Below are 17,321 nucleotides of genomic sequence, written 5' to 3'. Positions count from 1 at the left end.
TCCCTGAATGAGGGGTCCAGTATGGGCAAGCGCTACGCAGTGGCTCCAGAAGCCAACCAAAGCAAAAAGACGCAGACGCCTTTACTATCAAGGCGTTTTTCATTTTTTACCTTTGCGAGCCAGTTCATGACCGATGCCATCGACCAGTTGCTGATCAACGCCCTGATGCAAGACAGCCGCCGCTCCCTCAAGGCCCTGGCCCAGATCACCGGCCTCTCGGCCCCCAGCGTCAGCGAGCGGCTGCGCCGGCTGGAAGAACGCGGTGTGCTGCGCGGCTTCACCGTCGAGATCGATCCGCGCAGTTTCGGTTACCAACTGCAGGCCATCGTGCGCATCCGTCCGTTGCCGGGGCGCTTGCAGGAGGTAGAGCGACACATCATCGCGACCCCGCAATTCACCGACTGCGACAAAGTCACCGGCGAAGACTGCTTCATCGCCCGCCTGCAGGTGCGCTCGATGGAGCAGCTCGACACCCTCCTTGATCGCCTCAGCCTGATTGCCGAAAGCAATACCGCCATCATCAAGAAGAGCCCGGTGAAGCGCCGACTGCCGCCAATGGCGTGAGCCTGTGTACACAAGCCATTCAACACGTGAATGTGTGCCATTAAATTTGTACACATAACTGTAACCTTAAGTGGCAAACTTGTGTCCACTTTTGTGGTGTAACACCTCAGGCAGTGACACTTTCGACACTTTAAAACTTGACCATAAAATCAACTAACAGGACCTTAAAAATGATTAACCTGTTTGATAGGTCAAGTATTTATCCAGCAATTTCAGCAGTTTAGTCAAAATAATCGAGATGAAACTGTTTTTTAATGAGGCACTAACGGGCGGGCTGGCATGGAACTCGCTTCCCTGCACTCGTGTTTTGTATACAACTTCTACAGAACATAAATACAAGAATCCGCAACGCTGCCTTGCAGCAGCCGTTGCGCCCAGAACCCAGTGATGCACACGCTGCACTGACGAGACGGCCGGCCACGCGCCCGCCCACTCATCGCAGTCCACGCGCATCAGGAGCCTGCCGGAATGAGCACCAGCCTCAACCTTGCCCCTGAACACCCCATCGCCTCCCCGACCCCCCACAGTGCACCCATCGCCGGGCTGCCGGCAGACCTCGAACTGAGCCCGCGCCTGCACAACCGCGACCTGGCGCCCACGCGCTTGGCCGGGCGCCGTTGGGGCGGCTACAGCATCTTTGCGCTGTGGACCAACGACGTGCACAACATCGCCAACTACTCCTTCGCCATGGGCTTGTTCGCCCTGGGCCTGGGCGGTTGGCAAATCCTCATGTCGTTGGCCATCGGCGCAGCGCTGGTGTACTTCTTCATGAATCTGTCCGGCTACATGGGGCAGAAAACCGGGGTGCCGTTTCCGGTGATCAGCCGCATTGCCTTCGGCATCCATGGCGCGCAGATTCCAGCGCTGATTCGGGCAGTGATCGCGATTGCCTGGTTCGGCATCCAGACCTACCTGGCCTCGGTGGTGCTGCGCGTACTGCTCACGGCGGTGTGGCCGCAGGTGGCGGCCTACGACCACAACAGCGTGCTGGGCCTGTCGAGCCTGGGCTGGATGTGCTTCGTGGCGATCTGGCTGGTGCAGTTGGTGATCCTCGCCTACGGCATGGAAATGGTGCGCCGCTACGAAGGTTTCGCCGGCCCGGTGATCCTGCTGACCGTGGCGAGCCTGGCCGGCTACATGTACTTCAAGGCCGATGCCAGCATCGCCTGGTCGGTGGCCGAGCCGCTGACCGGCTATGAGATGTGGCGCAACATTTTCGCCGGCGGCGCACTGTGGCTGTCGATCTACGGCACATTGGTGCTCAACTTCTGCGACTTCGCGCGCTCCTCGCCGTGCCGCAAGACCATCCGCGTCGGCAACTTCTGGGGCCTGCCCGTGAACATCCTGGTGTTCGCGGTGATCACCGTGGTGCTCTGCGGCGCACAGTTCAAGATCAACGGCCAGATCATCGACAGCCCCACGCAAATCGTCGCCAGCATCCCTGAAACGGCCTTCCTGGTCCTGGGCTGCCTGGCATTCCTGATCGTCACCGTGGCCGTCAACATCATGGCCAACTTCGTCGCCCCGGCCTTCGTGCTCAGCAACCTCGCCCCGCGCCACCTCAACTTCCGTCGCGCCGGCCTGATCAGCGCCACCTTGGCGGTGCTGATCCTGCCGTGGAACCTGTACAACAGCCCGGTAGTGATCGTGTACTTCCTCTCGGGCCTGGGCGCCCTGCTCGGCCCGCTGTACGGGGTGATCATGTCGGACTACTGGCTACTGCGAAAAGGCTGCATCAACGTACCGGAGCTCTACAGCGAAAACCCGGCCTGCGCCTACCACTACAGCCGCGGGGTCAACCTGCGGGCGGTGGCGGCGTTCGTCCCGGCGGCCTTGCTGTCGATCATTCTTGCGCTGGTCCCGCACTTCCACAGCGTCGCGCCGTTCTCCTGGCTGATCGGCGCGGGCATCGCCGCTGCGATCTACCTGCTGATCGCACCGCGCCGCTGCCTTTATCAAGACGTCAGCGGTGAGTGCATCGCCGTCGACCACAGCAGTCACTGAGCAAGGATTTCCAGATGCGGATTCTCATCGTCAACGTCAACACCACCGAGGCCATCACCGAAGCGATCGCCGAGCAGGCGCGCAGCGTGGCCTCTCCCGGCACCGAGATCGTCGGCCTGACGCCGCGCTTCGGCGCCGAATCGGTGGAGGGCAACTTTGAAAGCTACCTGGCGGCCATCGCCGTGATGGACCGGGTGCTGGCCTATGACCAGCCCTACGACGCGGTGATCCAGGCCGGTTACGGCGAGCACGGCCGCGAGGGCTTGCAGGAGCTGCTCGACGTGCCAGTGGTGGACATCACCGATGCCGCGGCCAGCACGGCCATGTACCTGGGCCACGCCTACTCGGTGGTGACCTCGCTGGACCGTACCGTGCCGCTGATCGAAGACCGCCTGAAATTGTCCGGGCTGTACGATCGCTGCGCCTCGGTGCGCGCCAGCGGCTTAGCGGTGCTGGAACTGGAGGCTGATCCGCAACGGGCGGTCCAGGCGATCGTCGAGCAGGCCGAACGCGCCGTACGTGACGACAAGGCCGAGGTGATCTGCCTGGGCTGCGGCGGCATGGCCGGGCTGGATGAGCAGATTCGCCAGCGCACTGGCGTGCCGGTAGTCGATGGCGTGAGCGCAGCGGTGACCATTGCCGAGTCGCTGGTGCGATTGGGCTTGAGCACCTCGAAGGTCAGGACCTACGCAACACCGCGGGCGAAGAAGGTGATTGGCTGGCCGCTGACGTTTGGGGGCTGAACGAGCGGTTGCACACACCCATAAAAAAGAGCCGGCATGCCGGCTCTTTTCGTAAGCGTAGGACAACGCCCAGGCTGCATGGCGCTGATCCGGACGCAGCCGACAACGCCTCCGTCAGGTCGGGCAGGCATGCTCGCCGTCGTCGAGTCCCTGACGCACGTTACGGCTCAGCAAGCTCGCCTTGCCGTCGTGCCAGGTCAGCGTGAGCACATACAGCGAATCGAAATCCTCACCGCTCCAGTCATCGGTGATGACGCGCTTCTCGCCCAGCGCCCTGCCGGCCACCGCGTTGATCAAGTCGGGCAAATAACCGTGCGACCACGCTGTGTACACCGTGGCGTTGCGGTACTTGTCGCGCATCAGCTCCTTGGCCAGGTCATCGACCTCATTGGCGTCGAAATCGATGTTCACCGGCAGCCCTTGGCTGATCGCGCTGGGGCTGATGGTCATCAAGGGGCGGATGTAGCTGTAGCTGCGGTCCTGGCTGCCTTCTTCGACATGCCGGGTGGGGTTGGCCGCGAACACGTAGTCGGCCTTGCCAAAGCGCTCAGGAAGCACGGTGGCCAGATCGATGGCGCGGTTCAGGCCCTGGCAATTGAGCTGGCCAAGACCCTCTCCAGGCTTCTCGGCATGGCGCAGGAACACCAGCGTCTGGGTGCCGTCGACCGGATCGGCGCGGCTGTCGAGCACTTGCAGCGCAATGGGCACACTGGCACCGACCAGGGCCAGGCCCAGCAGGAGGTGGCGTCGACGACGGATAAAGGCGGGCAACGTCATAGATCGAGCTCTTGCGGCAATAGGGAAACCCTGCGGGCTGGCAGCCTGCTGCGTCGCAGGGGCAGCGGGCAGCGCGGCGGCCAAACCTTGGGTGGAAGGTCTGAGTGCAAATACTGCACTTTGTTCCCGACTGCTCACCGCGCAGGCGCAGCATAGAGGCTTCCTGTTACCGCTGTGTGGCAGCTCACTCGTCGCGGGTCAGCACCTGCAGCACCTCGATCTCGAAGGTCAACGCCGAGTTCGGCGGGATCTTGCCAACGCTGCGCTCGCCATAGGCCAACGTCGCCGGCACTGCCAGCCGGCGCGTGCCGCCTTCGCGCATGCCCATCAGGCCCTGATCCCAGCCCTTGATCACGCGGCCTGTGCCGATCACGCACTGGAACGGCTTGCCGCGCGACCACGACGAGTCGAACTCGCTGCCGTCGGCCAGCCAACCGGTGTATTGGGTGGTGATCAGCGCACCTTTGACCACGGCCTTGCCCTGACCTTCGATGAGATCGGTGATCTGTACGGTGTCGTTCATTAGAGGTTCTCTTGCGCACGGTTGCACACAGATTGGCCGCTGCTCGCGGTGTCAGCGAGCAGCGGCCAGCCCATCCGCTCAACGCAGGGTGATGCGCCAGGCGCGGTGGATGCGGGTGTTACGCGCAAAGTCCGGGTCCAGGGTCTGCGCGGTGATTTCCTCGACCGCGTAGCGCTCGCCCAGGTGTTCATCGAGCTGGAACTTGCGGAAGTTGTTGGAGAAATACAGCACGCCACCCGGGGCCAGGCGGGCCATGGCCTGGTCGAGCAATTCCACGTGGTCACGCTGCACGTCGAACACCCCTTCCATGCGCTTGGAATTGGAGAAGGTCGGCGGATCGATGAAGATCAGGTCGTAGGTCTCGGTGCAGGCCTGCAGCCAGGCCATCACGTCGCCCTGCTCCAGGCGGTTGCGCTCGGAGAAGCCATTGAGCGCCAGGTTGCGCCGCGCCCAGTCCAGATAGGTCTTGGACAGGTCGACGCTGGTGGTGCTGCGCGCGCCGCCCTTGGCTGCGTGTACCGAGGCTGTGGCGGTGTAGCAGAACAGGTTGAGGAAGCGCTTGCCGGCCGCCTCGCGCTGCATGCGCAGGCGCATCGGCCGGTGGTCGAGGAACAGGCCGGTGTCGAGGTAGTCGGTGAGATTGACCAGCAGCTTGACGCCGCCTTCGTGCACCTCCTGGAAGCGCCCTTCGGTGGCCTGGCGCTCGTACTGGCGCGTGCCGCTCTGGCGCTCACGGCGCTTGAGCACCACGCGTTGCGGATCGATGCCCAGCGCCTGGGGAATGGCGGCCAGGGCGTCGAGCAGACGGCCCTGGGCCTTTTCCGGGTCGATCGAGCGCGGTGCTGCGTATTCCTGCACATGCACCCAATCTTCGTAGAGATCGACGGCCAGCGCGTACTCGGGCATGTCGGCATCGTACAGGCGATAGCAGCTGACGCTCTCGCGACGGGCCCACTTGCCGAGCTGCTTGAGGTTTTTCAGCAAGCGGTTGGCGAACATCTGCGCGCCTTCGGACAAACGCGCCGGCTCGTTCACCACGACCGCCGGCTGACGCGCGTCGACCTGCTCGCTGTCGCTCACGCCCGCGCCGTGTTCGCTCAGGCTGCGCTCGGGCTGTCGACGCTCACCGGTGACGAACTGATCAGGTTCCACCTTGAACAGCAGCAGCTTGCACGGCAGCGCGCCGTTCCAGAAGGCGTACTGCTTGTGGCTGCGCAGGCCCATGCGCTTGCCCAACTGCGGCGCGCCGGTAAACACCGCCGCATCCCAGCCCAGGCAGGCCTGGCGCAGGCGTTCGCCCAGGTTCTGGTAGAGGTACAGCAAGCTCGCTTCGTCGCCCAGACGCTCGCCGTACGGTGGGTTGCTGATCACCAGGCCTTTCTGGTTCTGGTCCGGGCGCGGCTCGAAGGTGCCGACCTCGCCCTGGTAGATCTTCACCCAGCCGCTCAGGCCGGCACGCTCGACGTTATTGCGACCGGGCTGGATCAAGCGTGGATCGGCTTCATAGCCGCGAATCCACAGCGGCGGCTTGGCCAGGCCGACCTCGGCGCGGGCCAGGGCTTGGTCATGCAACTTGCGCCACAGCGCCGGCACGTGGCCGAGCCAGGCGCTGAAACCCCAGCGCTCACGCTTGAGGTTGGGCGCGATGTCGGCGGCGATCATGGCGGCTTCGACCAGGAAGGTGCCGACGCCGCACATCGGGTCGGCCAGCGCGCCGCCCTCAGCGGCAATGCGCGGCCAGCCGGAGCGGATCAACACGGCGGCGGCCAGGTTTTCCTTCAGCGGCGCGGCGCCCTGCTGCAGGCGGTAGCCGCGCTGGTGCAGGCTGTGGCCGGAGAGGTCGAGCGACAGAATCGCCTCGCCACGGTCCAGCCGCAGGTGCACGCGCAGGTCAGGGTTGAGCTTGTCGATCGAGGGGCGCAGGCCTTCGCGGTTACGCAGCTTGTCGACGATCGCATCCTTGACCTTCAGCGCGCCGAAGTGGGTGTTGTCGATGCCCGAGCCATGGCCGCTGAACTCCACGGCCAGGGTACCGTCGGCGGCCAGGTGATCGTGCCATTCGACATCGTGCACGCCGTGATACAGGTCTTCAGCATCGCGCATCGAAAAGCGCGCGAGCACCAGCAACACGCGGTTGGCCAGGCGCGACCAGAGGCACAGACGGTAGGCGGTTTCCATGTCGGCCGAGCCGCGGATGGCCGAGGTGTGCTCGCGCACCTCGGTCAGGCCCAGTTCACGGGCCTCCTCGGCCAGCAAGCCTTCGAGGCCCTTGGGGCAGGTGAGGTAAAGTTCGATGAGGTCCGACATGAGTATTCCAGCGCCTTTTTGGCTAAATGAGCGGCAGGTCGACCGGAGGTCCCCACCGAGGTTTTACCCCACGCGCTTTACAGTGAGCGTGCGGTTGGCCTTGCCACCAAGGCAATGACCGGGCCGCCTGATCCAAGCGCCTGGTGCGTGCACTAGGCGTGTTTGATCGTCAGGCAGTATGGAAAATTTCTTGCAGCCACTGTGCGGCCGTGACCCTTCGTCGCATTGCGTCGCGTGGCCATCATGGGCCAATCAGCGCTGGCCCAATGATCTCAAACATCGCTAAGCACCTGATCATAGCGGGGTTTGCCACAGATGATTTTGAGTCGCATTTATTTACTTATCCCCGTACATGAGGAAACGTTACCTTCTTATGACAAAACGATCATTCACACCCTGACGTCGTTTGGTTAGAACTGACCTCAGGCCGCTCCGCAACGGGGCGGCACTTTCAGCTCGCCACGCCGGCAGCGAGCGCAAACCGGCAGAACGATTCTGCCCGACCTCCGCGAGGTCGACGGGACATTACAGTCAACAAGTGAGGGCAACACCCGATGAGAAGACTTAAGCGTGATCCGTTGGAAAGAGCATTTTCACGTGGCTACCAATATGGAGTAACCGGTAAATCCCGCGAACTCTGCCCGTTTACGCTGCCCTCCGTGCGCCAGGCATGGATCAACGGTTGGCGCGAGGGCCGTGGTGACAACTGGGATGGCATGACCGGTACCGCGGGTATCCACAGGCTCAACGAACTTCACGCCGTTGGCTGAACGAGGACATTGAATTCGCAGCATCTTGAGCGCCCCACCCGGGCGTAGGGTTAACGCCCAAGGGCCCTTTGACAGGGCCCTTTTTTCTGCCCGGCGTTCAGGTACGCTTGAGTGCAGCAATGGCATCGACCGCTTCGCGGATCAGGCCAGGGCCTTTGTAGATGAAGCCTGAGTAGATCTGCACAAGGCTGGCACCCGCCTCGATTTTCTGCGCTGCATGGCGCCCCTCGGTGATACCACCCGCCGCGATGATGGGCAGCTTGCCACCCAGTTCGCCCGCCAGCACCTTGACGGTGTGCGAGCTCTTGTCCAGCACCGGCGCCCCGGACAATCCGCCCGCCTCACCTGCGTAGGGCAAGCCCTCGACGCCTTCGCGGCTGAGCGTGGTGTTGGTAGCGATGACCGCATCCATTCCCGATTCCAGCAACGCGGTGGCGACCAGTGCGCTCTCTTCGTCGCTCATGTCAGGGGCGATCTTGATGGCCAGCGGCACGCGCTTGCCGTGGGTCGCGGCCAGTTGCTCACGGCGCACTGCCAGCGCATCGAGCAACTGCTTGAGCGAGTCACCGAACTGTAGCGTGCGCAGCCCCGGCGTGTTGGGCGAGCTGACGTTGACGGTGACGTAGCTGGCGTGGGCGTAGACCTTTTCCAGGCAGATCAGGTAATCGTCTTGGGCGCGCTCGACAGCGGTATCGAAGTTCTTGCCGATGTTGATCCCGAGCACGCCGGTGTACTTCGCTGCACGCACCCGCGCCAACAGATGATCCACGCCCAGGTTATTGAAACCCATGCGGTTGATGATCGCGTTGGCCTCGGGAAGCCGAAACAGGCGTGGCTTGGGGTTACCTGGCTGCGGGCGCGGCGTCACGGTGCCGACTTCGACAAAGCCGAAGCCCAACTGCGCAAAACCGTCGATCGCTGTGCCGTTCTTGTCCAGACCCGCTGCCAGGCCAACCGGATTGGCGAAATTCAAGCCCATGACGGTGACCGGCGCGCTCACGGGCTGCTTGCAGAGCAGCCCATTGAGCCCAAGACGACCACCGGCACCAATCAGGTCCAGGGACAGGTCGTGAGAGGTTTCCGGGGATAGCTTGAACAGCAGCTGGCGGGCCAGGTTATACATGGGCGGGAAAGACTCGAAATGCGTGGGGGTGGCGATTATAGCCAGCCCAGGTCGTGGGCGACAGGGCCAAGCGTACAACCTGGCAGGGAAAATACCTTCCCGCCGGCAACTGGCAACCACTGGCGAGCACTAGAAGCAGTCATAAAATAGTGCCTATTAATCACTTGAACGCTAATAAAAAAAGTTGCGGCAGGGTGTCTTGCTGCAGAACAACCCAGGTAGCGCTGCGTCTCTGAAATAGAAAAACCCGGCCGAAGCCGGGTTTTCAGGAAGCGTCAGACCAATTACTTGGCTTGGGCTTCTACTTGTGCTTCTACGCGACGGTTAACAGCGCGACCTTCTTCGGTAGCGTTGTCAGCAACCGGACGGGACTCACCGTAGCCAACCGAATCAACACGGCTGGATTCTACGCCGTACTGCTGGGTCAGAACTTGCTTAACAGCGTTGGCACGACGCTCGGACAGCTTCTGGTTGTAAGCGTCTGGACCCACGGAGTCAGTGTGACCTTCCACGGTGGTGGAGGTTTGTGGGTACTGCTTCATGAAGTCAGCCAGGTTCTTGATGTCGCCGTAGCTGTTAGGCTTGACGACCGACTTGTCGAAGTCGAACTTGACGTCCAGCTCAACACGAACGACTTCGGCAACAGCCGGGCAGCCGTCAGCGTCAACGGTAACGTTGGCTGGGGTGTCTGGGCACTTGTCAACGTTGTCGCATACGCCGTCGTTGTCGCTGTCGGTGCAGACGTCAGCAACTGGAGTCGGGGTGACTGGCGCTTCTTTGGTTTTTGGGCTGCCACCGAAGTTCAGACCAACGCCAACGCTTGGTGCCCACTCGGTGTCACCTTGGTCGATGTTGTACTGAGCTTCAACGCCGGCACGGGCGTAGAACATGTCAGTGATGTACCACTTGGCACCAGCGCCCAGGTTGGCGAAGGTGGAGTGGTCACGGCCGCCGCGGAAGCTCTGGCCCAGCGACTGGTGAGAGAAACCAGCCGACACGTACGGACGGATAGCGTCGTACGGGTTGTTGAAGTGGTAAACGGCGTCCAGGGCAGTGTTCGAGCCCTTGATGTTTTTGCCGTCATCGCCACGGGCGTTGTGGACTTCGTCGTAGCCCAGACGCAGTTCAACGTCGTCGGTCAGGAAGTAACCGATCGAGCCACCGAACAGGTTGCCGTCGTTTTTGAAGTCGCGCTGGCTGTCGAAAAATTCTTTCTTGTAGAAGATTTCGGTTTCAACAGCGCCTTGGCCTTGAGCCATTGCGCCGATCGAGGTAGCAGCGATGAGCGAGCCAATGGCCAAGCCCAAGGTGTTTTTCAGTTTCATCCGTTAAATCCCCATCTGATGGTAGTTAAGCAGTCCCGCCACCATCCGGGTGGGGGCACAACTCGACGGCAAGTCTAGCAGAACTCGCCAGCTGGTTAGAGGTATTTGCCGGCGACTAAGTTTCAGTCAGACCTGCGAATTTTTCCCTCAATTTATCGAGTGCGCGCTTGTATCGCATTTTGGTAGCGCTCAGCCCCATGTGCATGATGTCCGCGATCTCCTGAAATTCCAGCTCTGCGACAAATCGCAGCACCAGGATTTCACGGTCGATCGGATTGACATGCACCAGCCACATATCCAGTCCGCCTTTTTCTTCGGGCTTGGGAGCCTTGTCCTCGGACGCCTCTTCAATAGGGTCGAGACTCAGGGCATCCATCAGCCGTCGCTTGCGTCGCTCCTTGCGATACTGGGTAATGCACTCGTTGTAGGTAATGCTATAGAGCCAGGTCTTGAATTTCGATTTCCCCTCGAAATTCTTCAACCCGTACAACACCTTCAGCATCACTTCCTGACAGACATCGTCCGCGTCTCGGTCGTTCCCCAAATAACGCGCACAGACGTTGAACAGGGTCCGCTGATAGCGCCGCATGAGTTCCTCATAGGCGCGGGTAACGTGAAAAAGCTCCTCATGCGAGCGCGCCACCAACTCCTCGTCCGTGAGCTCGCGGGGGTCGTAACGCATGGGCAGCGAGTTGACTTTATTCAAAACGAGTCTGGCCGACAGTCAGGTCAATGTCGCTGCGGGGCCGTCAGGGCCCGATTTCAGCGGCGGCATACATTAACAGCTTTTTGCCCGTTTAGCGGCGGGTCACGCGCTGTTCGAGCAATTGCCGGTTAGAGATCGAAACCAGCTCGCCCTCCTCCGTCAACACGGTGGTCTTGACCGTGCCGATCTCCTCGATATGCCCCTCTAGCTCGCCGATCTGCACATGCTCGCCGACCTGGAACAGCTCGCGGACATAGATGCCGGAGAGGATCTGACTGGCAATATCCCGGCTGCCCAGGCCCATTGCCAAGGCAATGGCCAGACCAACGGTAATCAAACCAATGACGATGACATGGTTGAGCAGGTCGGTCTTGACCTCGAGCTGGCTGATGGCCACCGAGATGGCGATGATGATCACCAGCCCCTGGGCGATACGCCCGACGCCCGCCGCGTATTCCAGCCCCACACCTTCGGCGGCGCCACGCACCAGACCGTTTGCCAGTTGCGCCAGCAACACCCCGGCGAGCATCACCAGGCCGGCACCGAACACCTTGGGCAAGTACAGGGCGAGCATGTCGAGGGTGGCAGACACCCGCTCCAGCCCCAGCGACTCTGCGGCGGACACGAGGAAAATCAGCAGCACGAACCAATAGACGATCTTGCCGATCAGCGTGGAGATCGGCACCTGGATGCCGGCCCGGCTGAGCAGCTTGGTCAGGCCGGTGCCGCTCATCAAACGGTCGAGACCGAATTTGGCCAGCAACTTCGACAGCAGCGTGTCGAGCAGCTTGGCGACCACGAACCCCAGCAACACCACGACCAGTGCGCCGAACAGGTTGGGGATGAAGTTCGCCACTTTAGTCCAGAGGGCGGTCATTGCGGTGACCAGGCTCTGGGTCCAGAGATCGAGTTCCATAATCAGTCAGCCTTATCAGCTTTGCTGCCAGCGGCAGGTGTGCGACGTACCGGCGCAACATGCGCCGAGCCATTGTTCAGGGCCACCATCATTGCCTGGCCGCAACGGCCCAGCAGGGTGAACAGGTCGCCCGCTCCGACCTGGCGGTTGGCGGTTTTCAGCACGCGACCCAGGCAAGCGGCGTCGTCACGGTCATGGCCGGACGGCGAGGCCTTGAGCAGGTCGCGCAGGGATTGTTCAAACGGATCGTGCATGGGCACCTCGCGTGATGTGAATCAAAGACGAGAGCGCTTGGCAGTGGGTCACATGACACTTGACCATTGGTCCGTCATACCCAGCGCAAACGACGGAACAGCCACCACTGCCCCACGGCCAGACCCAACACCACAAGGCTCGCGAAAATGAAACCGTTGGGGCTTTCGGACCACGGGATACCCCCGACGTTGATACCCAGCAAGCCGGTGACAAAGCTCATGGGCAGGAAGATGCAGGTGATGATGCCCAGCCGGTACATGGTGCGGTTCATGCGCTCGTCGCGCTTGCGGTCTTCGCTTTCCAGCACCAGCGCGGCGCGTTCGCGGGCCAGTTCCAGCTCTTCGAGGTAGCGGATCAGGCTGTTGTTGAGCTCGTTCCAGTAGTCGGCATCGGAGTTGCTGAACCAGCTCCACTTGTGCCGCGACAGCTGGGCGTAGATGTCCCTTTGTGGCGCCAGGAAGCGCCGCAGCGCCGCAGCGCGACGGCGGATCTGCTGCAAGCTGCCCTGGGCCGGGGAATAACGCTCGTCGGCCTCGACCTGTTCCTCTTCGAGGTCGACCTCCTCGGCAAGATCACTGACCAGCGCCTGAACCTTTTCCGTCAGCAGCTCACCCATGACCAGCAGCAGCTCGGAGGCCGTTTTCGGCCCGCGCCCTTCGGCCAGTTGCTGAAGGATTTCGTCACTGGCGCGCAACGGCCGCAGGCGCAGCGAGATGATTCGCTGGGCCTGGGCGAAGATGCGCACCGACACCATGTCTTCAGGCTCGGCTCCGGGATTGAGGTTCACCCCACGCAAGAACAGCAGCATCTGTTCGTCGGCCAGTGGCAACAGGCGCGGCCGGGTGTTCTCCTCGAGCAGCAGCTCGCAGGAGAACTCGCTCAGACCGCTGTCACGCAGCAACCAGCTGCGGGTCTGCGGATGGCTGCGGTCCCAGTGCAGCCAGAGACTCTGCTCCGGTTGCAGCTGCAGACTGTCGAGCTCGGTGCGGGCCACAGGCCGCGCACCGCCCTTGCCATCCAGCAGCAGGGCATGCACCAGCCCCCATTGCGCGTTGTCTTCCTCCAACATCAACGCTCCATCAGGCCGGCTGGGTCAGCGGCGACGCCGACACGATCACGCCGTTGTTGTCGGCGTACAGGTACTCACCCGGGTGGAAAGTGACGCCGGCGAAGGCCACCACCACGTTCAGCTCGCCCACGCCGCGCTTGTCGGTTTTCAGCGGATGGCTGGCCAGGGCCTGGATACCGACGCCGGTCTGCGCCAGCGCATCGACGTCGCGCACGCAGCCGTAGATCACCAGGCCCTCCCAACCGTTCTTCGCCGCCTTGTCGGCGAGCATGTCGCCCAGCAGCGCCCGGCGCAGCGAGCCACCGCCATCGACCACCAGGACCTTGCCAGTGCCGTCGAGGTCGACCTGCTCACGCACCAGCGAGTTGTCCTCGAAGCACTTGAGCGTGACGATCTGGCCACCAAACGAATCGCGACCGCCGAAGTTGCTGAACATGGGCTCGAGCACACGCACCAGCTCGGGATAGGCATCGCACAGGTCGGGGGTAAGGTAATGCTGCATGGCAAACTCCTGTCATCGGCAACGAAAGGTGGGGTCTTGCAGGGTCGCGGCCAAGGCTACACCGCCGAGGCCGGTGCGGTCACCCGTGGCGGTGCAACGATCTCGGCCTGGGGCACCGCTTGCAACGGGTCGTGCAACCAGCCCTCGACCAACGGCCAGACCTGTGTTTGCGCAGCCTTGCTCACCAGCATGTCGACATGCCCGAACGCGTCGAAGCCTTGCGCTTTGCCCAGGCAGAGGAACTGCCTACGCCCACCGCCAAGTTGTTCCAGCAGCCGTCGGCAGCCCCAGGCCGGGTCCTGAACATCAGCAGCACCGGCCACTGCCAGCACCGGCACCTCGACCTGCGCCAGCCCAGCCCACCAGTCATTGCCCTTTTCGCCAAAGCGCCCAAACACGCCATGCCAGCGCAACGCCTCCAGCGCCAGGCCGATCGGCTCATCCTCGGGGCCGCGCTTGAGCCGCGAGCCCGACAGGTGCGCAAAACGCCGCAGCGCCAGGCGAATACCCCAGACCAAGGGCGGGATTTTCAACGGCCAGTAACGCCGGCTGACTTGGGTGCCAAAGAACGCCGCGCTGGCCACCTGTGCAACCGGCAGGTAACCGCCGCCCAGCGCCGCAGCCAAGGTAATGCCGCCCAGCGAGTGGCCGATCCAGTGCGGCGCGCGGCCGGCCTGCTCGGCCACGAAGGCGCCGATCAGCGGCAAGTCTTCGCGGGCGTAGTCGGCCACGCGGTTGGCGCGCCAGTGCCGGTTACGTGGCGACAGGCCGTGCCCGCGCATCTCGGGAATCCAGACATCGAAACCCGCACGCGCCAGAAACGCCCCAAGACCAATGCCCTTTGGGGAGAACCAGAACCGCCGATTGGAAAAGCTGCCGTGCAAGAGAATCACCGGCACCCCTGCGGGGCCAGCATCCTCGGCACGCCCCAGTCGGGTCACGGCCAGTTCGACGCTGGGGTCGGCCGCGTTGCCAGCCTTGATACGATAAACGTCTTCGCTGAGGTCGCCGCGTCGTTCGGCACTGAGCAACGCGACGGGAAAGAGAGCACTGCTGCTATGCATGGGGTCGGGCGCACGAAAAAAGCCGAGTATAAATGCATGAACGGACAAGGCCCACTGCCAATCCGCATTGGCAGTGGGCCTTGCCCGTTCATGCAAGGTCAGGTCCAGGGGCGGCCTGCGCCGCCCCGCGTGCCGCCTTAGCCAGCCACTTGCTCTTCAGCCAGGAAGAACCAGGTCTCCAACACCGAATCCGGGTTCAGCGATACGCTCTCGATGCCCTGTTCCATCAGCCACTTGGCCAGGTCCGGGTGGTCCGACGGGCCCTGGCCGCAGATGCCGATGTACTTGCCGGCCTTGTTGCACGCGGCAATGGCGTTGGCCAGCAGCTTCTTGACCGCAGGGTTACGCTCATCGAACAGGTGGGCGATGATCCCGGAGTCGCGGTCCAGGCCCAAGGTCAGCTGGGTCAGGTCGTTGGAGCCGATGGAGAAGCCGTCGAAATACTCAAGGAATTCCTCGGCCAGAATGGCGTTGGACGGCAGCTCGCACATCATGATCACGCGCAGGCCGTTGTCGCCACGGGCCAGGCCGTTCTCGGCCAGCAGCTCGACCACCTGGCTGGCTTCGCCCAAGGTACGCACGAACGGCACCATGATCTCGACGTTGGTCAGCCCCATCACTTCGCGCACATGTTTCAGCGCACGACACTCCAGCTCGAAGCAGTCGCGGAACGACTCACTGATGTAACGCGACGCGCCGCGGAAGCCCAGCATCGGGTTCTCTTCTTCCGGCTCGTAGAGCTTGCCGCCGATCAGGTTGGCGTATTCGTTGGACTTGAAGTCCGACAGGCGCACGATGACCTTTTTCGGGTAGAACGCCGCCGCCAGCGTACTGATGCCCTCGACCAGCTTATCGACGTAGAAGCCGACCGGATCGGCATACCCGGCAATGCGCTTGTCGACGCTGGCTTTCAGCTCGGTGGGCAACCCGTCATAGTTGAGCAGCGCCTTGGGGTGCACGCCGATCATGCGGTTGATGATGAACTCCAGACGCGCCAGGCCAACCCCTTCGTTGGGCAGTTGGGCAAAATCGAAGGCGCGGTCCGGGTTGCCGACGTTCATCATGATCTTGAACGGCAGCTCAGGCATGGCATCGACCGAGTTCTGCCGCACATCGAAGCCCAGCTCACCTTCGAAGATGAAGCCGGTGTCGCCTTCGGCGCAGGACACCGTCACGCCCTGGCCGTCCTTGAGCAGTTGGGTGGCGTTGCCGCAGCCCACTACCGCCGGGATGCCCAGCTCACGGGCAATGATCGCCGCATGACAGGTGCGCCCGCCGCGGTTGGTGACGATGGCGCTGGCGCGCTTCATGACCGGTTCCCAGTCCGGGTCGGTCATGTCCGAAACCAGCACGTCGCCGGGCTGGACCTTGTCCATTTCCGAGACGTCCTTGATCACCCGCACCTTGCCGGCGCCGATGCGCTGACCGATGGCGCGGCCTTCGACCAGTACGGTGCCCTTCTCTTTAAGCAGGTAGCGTTCCATGACATTGGCGCTGGAGCGGCTTTTCACGGTTTCCGGGCGCGCCTGCACGATGTACAGCTGGCCGTCGTCACCGTCTTTGGCCCACTCGATGTCCATCGGGCGCTGGTAATGCTGTTCGATGATCATGGCCTGCTTGGCCAGCTCCGACACCTCGGCATCGGTCAGGCAGAACCGCGCCCGCTCTGCCCGATCGACGTCGACGGTCTTCACCGAGCGACCGGCCTTGGCCTCGTCGCCGTAGATCATCTTGATCGCCTTGCTGCCCAGGTTGCGGCGCAGAATCGCCGGGCGACCCGCCTGCAAGGTGTTCTTGTGCACGTAGAATTCGTCGGGGTTGACCGCGCCCTGAACCACGGTTTCGCCCAGGCCGTAGGCACCGGTGATGAATACCACGTCGCGAAAGCCTGATTCGGTGTCGAGGGTGAACATCACGCCGGCGGTGCCGGTTTCCGAACGCACCATACGCTGCACACCGGCTGACAGGGCAACCAGCTTGTGATCGAAGCCCTGGTGCACCCGGTAGGCGATGGCACGGTCGTTGAACAGGGAGGCGAACACTTCCTTGGCCGCGCGGATCACGTTGTCGACGCCACGGATGTTGAGGAAGGTTTCCTGCTGACCGGCGAACGAGGCGTCCGGCAGGTCTTCGGCGGTGGCCGAGGAACGCACGGCCACGGCCATGTGCTCGTTGCCATTGGCCATTTCGGCGAAGGCGGTACGAATGTCGCTGTCCAGGCGCGCCGGGAACTCCGCGTCCATGACCCACTGGCGAATCTGTGCGCCGGTCTGGGTGAGGGCCGGGATATCGTCGACATCCAGCGTGTCGAGGGCCGCGTGAATTTTCTCGTTCAGGCCACTTTGCTCAAGAAAATCGCGATACGCCTGAGCCGTAGTGGCAAAGCCGCCCGGCACGGAAACGCCGGCGCCTGCGAGATTGCTGATCATCTCGCCCAGGGATGCGTTCTTGCCCCCTACGTGCTCCACATCATGGACGCCGAGCTTATCGAGGGAAACTACGTACTCTACCAAGGTGATCTCTCCACTAACTGTGTTGGGAAAAGCTCAAAGAGGCGCCGCCAGTCGGTCTGGACTGGCCCGGTCGCTTGTGGCCTGGACTTGCAAAATGAGTAAGAATGCCGGACATCGTGTTCGGTAAACCGAACCTATCATATCCAGAAACATTCAGCAG

General features: G+C 62.5%; 16 protein-coding genes. 4 read left to right on the top strand and 12 right to left on the bottom strand.

Features of this window, described 5'->3' with window-relative positions:
* The first annotated feature begins 126 nt into the window (after positions 1–126).
* The 3 genes from SJI00_RS02490 to SJI00_RS02480 all read left to right on the top strand — a co-directional run bounded on the left by SJI00_RS02490 (position 127) and on the right by SJI00_RS02480 (position 3,311).
* Positions 127–564: an Lrp/AsnC family transcriptional regulator gene (locus SJI00_RS02490; RefSeq protein WP_322460163.1), complete on the top strand. Its 438-nt coding sequence runs from the start codon at positions 127–129 to the stop codon at positions 562–564.
* 468 nt (positions 565–1,032) lie between these two features.
* Complete coding sequence (locus SJI00_RS02485) at positions 1,033–2,568, top strand: NCS1 family nucleobase:cation symporter-1 (RefSeq protein ID WP_322460162.1); 1,536 nt, start codon at positions 1,033–1,035, stop codon at positions 2,566–2,568.
* Between the two features lie 14 nt (positions 2,569–2,582).
* Complete coding sequence (locus SJI00_RS02480) at positions 2,583–3,311, top strand: aspartate/glutamate racemase family protein (RefSeq protein ID WP_322460161.1); 729 nt, start codon at positions 2,583–2,585, stop codon at positions 3,309–3,311.
* A 114-nt stretch (positions 3,312–3,425) separates the two neighbouring features.
* On the opposite strand, the gene SJI00_RS02475 is transcribed toward SJI00_RS02480, so the two are convergent.
* The 3 genes from SJI00_RS02475 to rlmKL form a co-directional block, all read right to left on the bottom strand.
* Entirely contained in the window at positions 3,426–4,088 is a 663-nt protein-coding gene (locus SJI00_RS02475; protein WP_322460160.1) for a histidine phosphatase family protein, read from the bottom strand.
* A 184-nt stretch (positions 4,089–4,272) separates the two neighbouring features.
* Positions 4,273–4,611: an FKBP-type peptidyl-prolyl cis-trans isomerase gene (locus SJI00_RS02470; protein WP_322460159.1), complete on the bottom strand. Its 339-nt coding sequence runs from the start codon at positions 4,609–4,611 to the stop codon at positions 4,273–4,275.
* A gap of 78 nt (positions 4,612–4,689) precedes the next feature.
* Complete coding sequence (gene rlmKL / locus SJI00_RS02465; RefSeq protein ID WP_322460158.1) at positions 4,690–6,918, bottom strand: bifunctional 23S rRNA (guanine(2069)-N(7))-methyltransferase RlmK/23S rRNA (guanine(2445)-N(2))-methyltransferase RlmL; 2,229 nt, start codon at positions 6,916–6,918, stop codon at positions 4,690–4,692.
* A gap of 554 nt (positions 6,919–7,472) precedes the next feature.
* On the opposite strand from rlmKL, the gene rmf reads away from it, so the two are divergent.
* Positions 7,473–7,688 carry a ribosome modulation factor gene (rmf, locus tag SJI00_RS02460; RefSeq protein ID WP_010223328.1) on the top strand — a complete coding sequence of 72 codons (216 nt, stop codon included), beginning with the start codon at positions 7,473–7,475 and terminating at the stop codon, positions 7,686–7,688.
* A 97-nt stretch (positions 7,689–7,785) separates the two neighbouring features.
* Here rmf and SJI00_RS02455 read toward each other — a convergent pair whose 3' ends face one another.
* The 9 genes from SJI00_RS02455 to ppsA form a co-directional block, all read right to left on the bottom strand.
* Positions 7,786–8,811, bottom strand: coding sequence for a quinone-dependent dihydroorotate dehydrogenase (locus tag SJI00_RS02455; RefSeq protein ID WP_322460157.1), 1,026 nt, complete (start codon positions 8,809–8,811; stop codon positions 7,786–7,788).
* Between the two features lie 284 nt (positions 8,812–9,095).
* Entirely contained in the window at positions 9,096–10,136 is a 1,041-nt protein-coding gene (locus SJI00_RS02450; RefSeq protein ID WP_322460156.1) for an OmpA family protein, read from the bottom strand.
* 115 nt (positions 10,137–10,251) lie between these two features.
* Entirely contained in the window at positions 10,252–10,818 is a 567-nt protein-coding gene (sigX, locus tag SJI00_RS02445; RefSeq protein ID WP_416220989.1) for an RNA polymerase sigma factor SigX, read from the bottom strand.
* A gap of 115 nt (positions 10,819–10,933) precedes the next feature.
* Entirely contained in the window at positions 10,934–11,758 is an 825-nt protein-coding gene (locus SJI00_RS02440) for a mechanosensitive ion channel family protein (RefSeq protein WP_322460154.1), read from the bottom strand.
* Between the two features lie 2 nt (positions 11,759–11,760).
* A complete protein-coding gene (locus tag SJI00_RS02435) occupies positions 11,761–12,012 on the bottom strand; it encodes a CrfX protein (protein ID WP_322460153.1) in 252 nt (83 codons plus the stop codon).
* Between the two features lie 74 nt (positions 12,013–12,086).
* Positions 12,087–13,082, bottom strand: a complete 996-nt coding sequence (locus SJI00_RS02430) for a CorA family divalent cation transporter (protein ID WP_322460152.1) — start codon at positions 13,080–13,082, stop codon at positions 12,087–12,089.
* A 10-nt stretch (positions 13,083–13,092) separates the two neighbouring features.
* Positions 13,093–13,584 carry a ribonuclease E activity regulator RraA gene (gene rraA / locus SJI00_RS02425; protein WP_322460151.1) on the bottom strand — a complete coding sequence of 164 codons (492 nt, stop codon included), beginning with the start codon at positions 13,582–13,584 and terminating at the stop codon, positions 13,093–13,095.
* A 56-nt stretch (positions 13,585–13,640) separates the two neighbouring features.
* Positions 13,641–14,648, bottom strand: a complete 1,008-nt coding sequence (locus tag SJI00_RS02420) for an alpha/beta fold hydrolase (RefSeq protein ID WP_322460150.1) — start codon at positions 14,646–14,648, stop codon at positions 13,641–13,643.
* A gap of 137 nt (positions 14,649–14,785) precedes the next feature.
* Positions 14,786–17,161, bottom strand: coding sequence for a phosphoenolpyruvate synthase (gene ppsA, locus SJI00_RS02415; protein WP_322460149.1), 2,376 nt, complete (start codon positions 17,159–17,161; stop codon positions 14,786–14,788).
* Positions 17,162–17,321 lie beyond the last annotated feature (160 nt).

The sequence above is a fragment of the Pseudomonas gebzensis genome, from assembly GCF_034427815.1.
GTDB lineage: Bacteria > Pseudomonadota > Gammaproteobacteria > Pseudomonadales > Pseudomonadaceae > Aquipseudomonas.
This window is presented reverse-complemented; position numbering and strand designations above follow the sequence as displayed.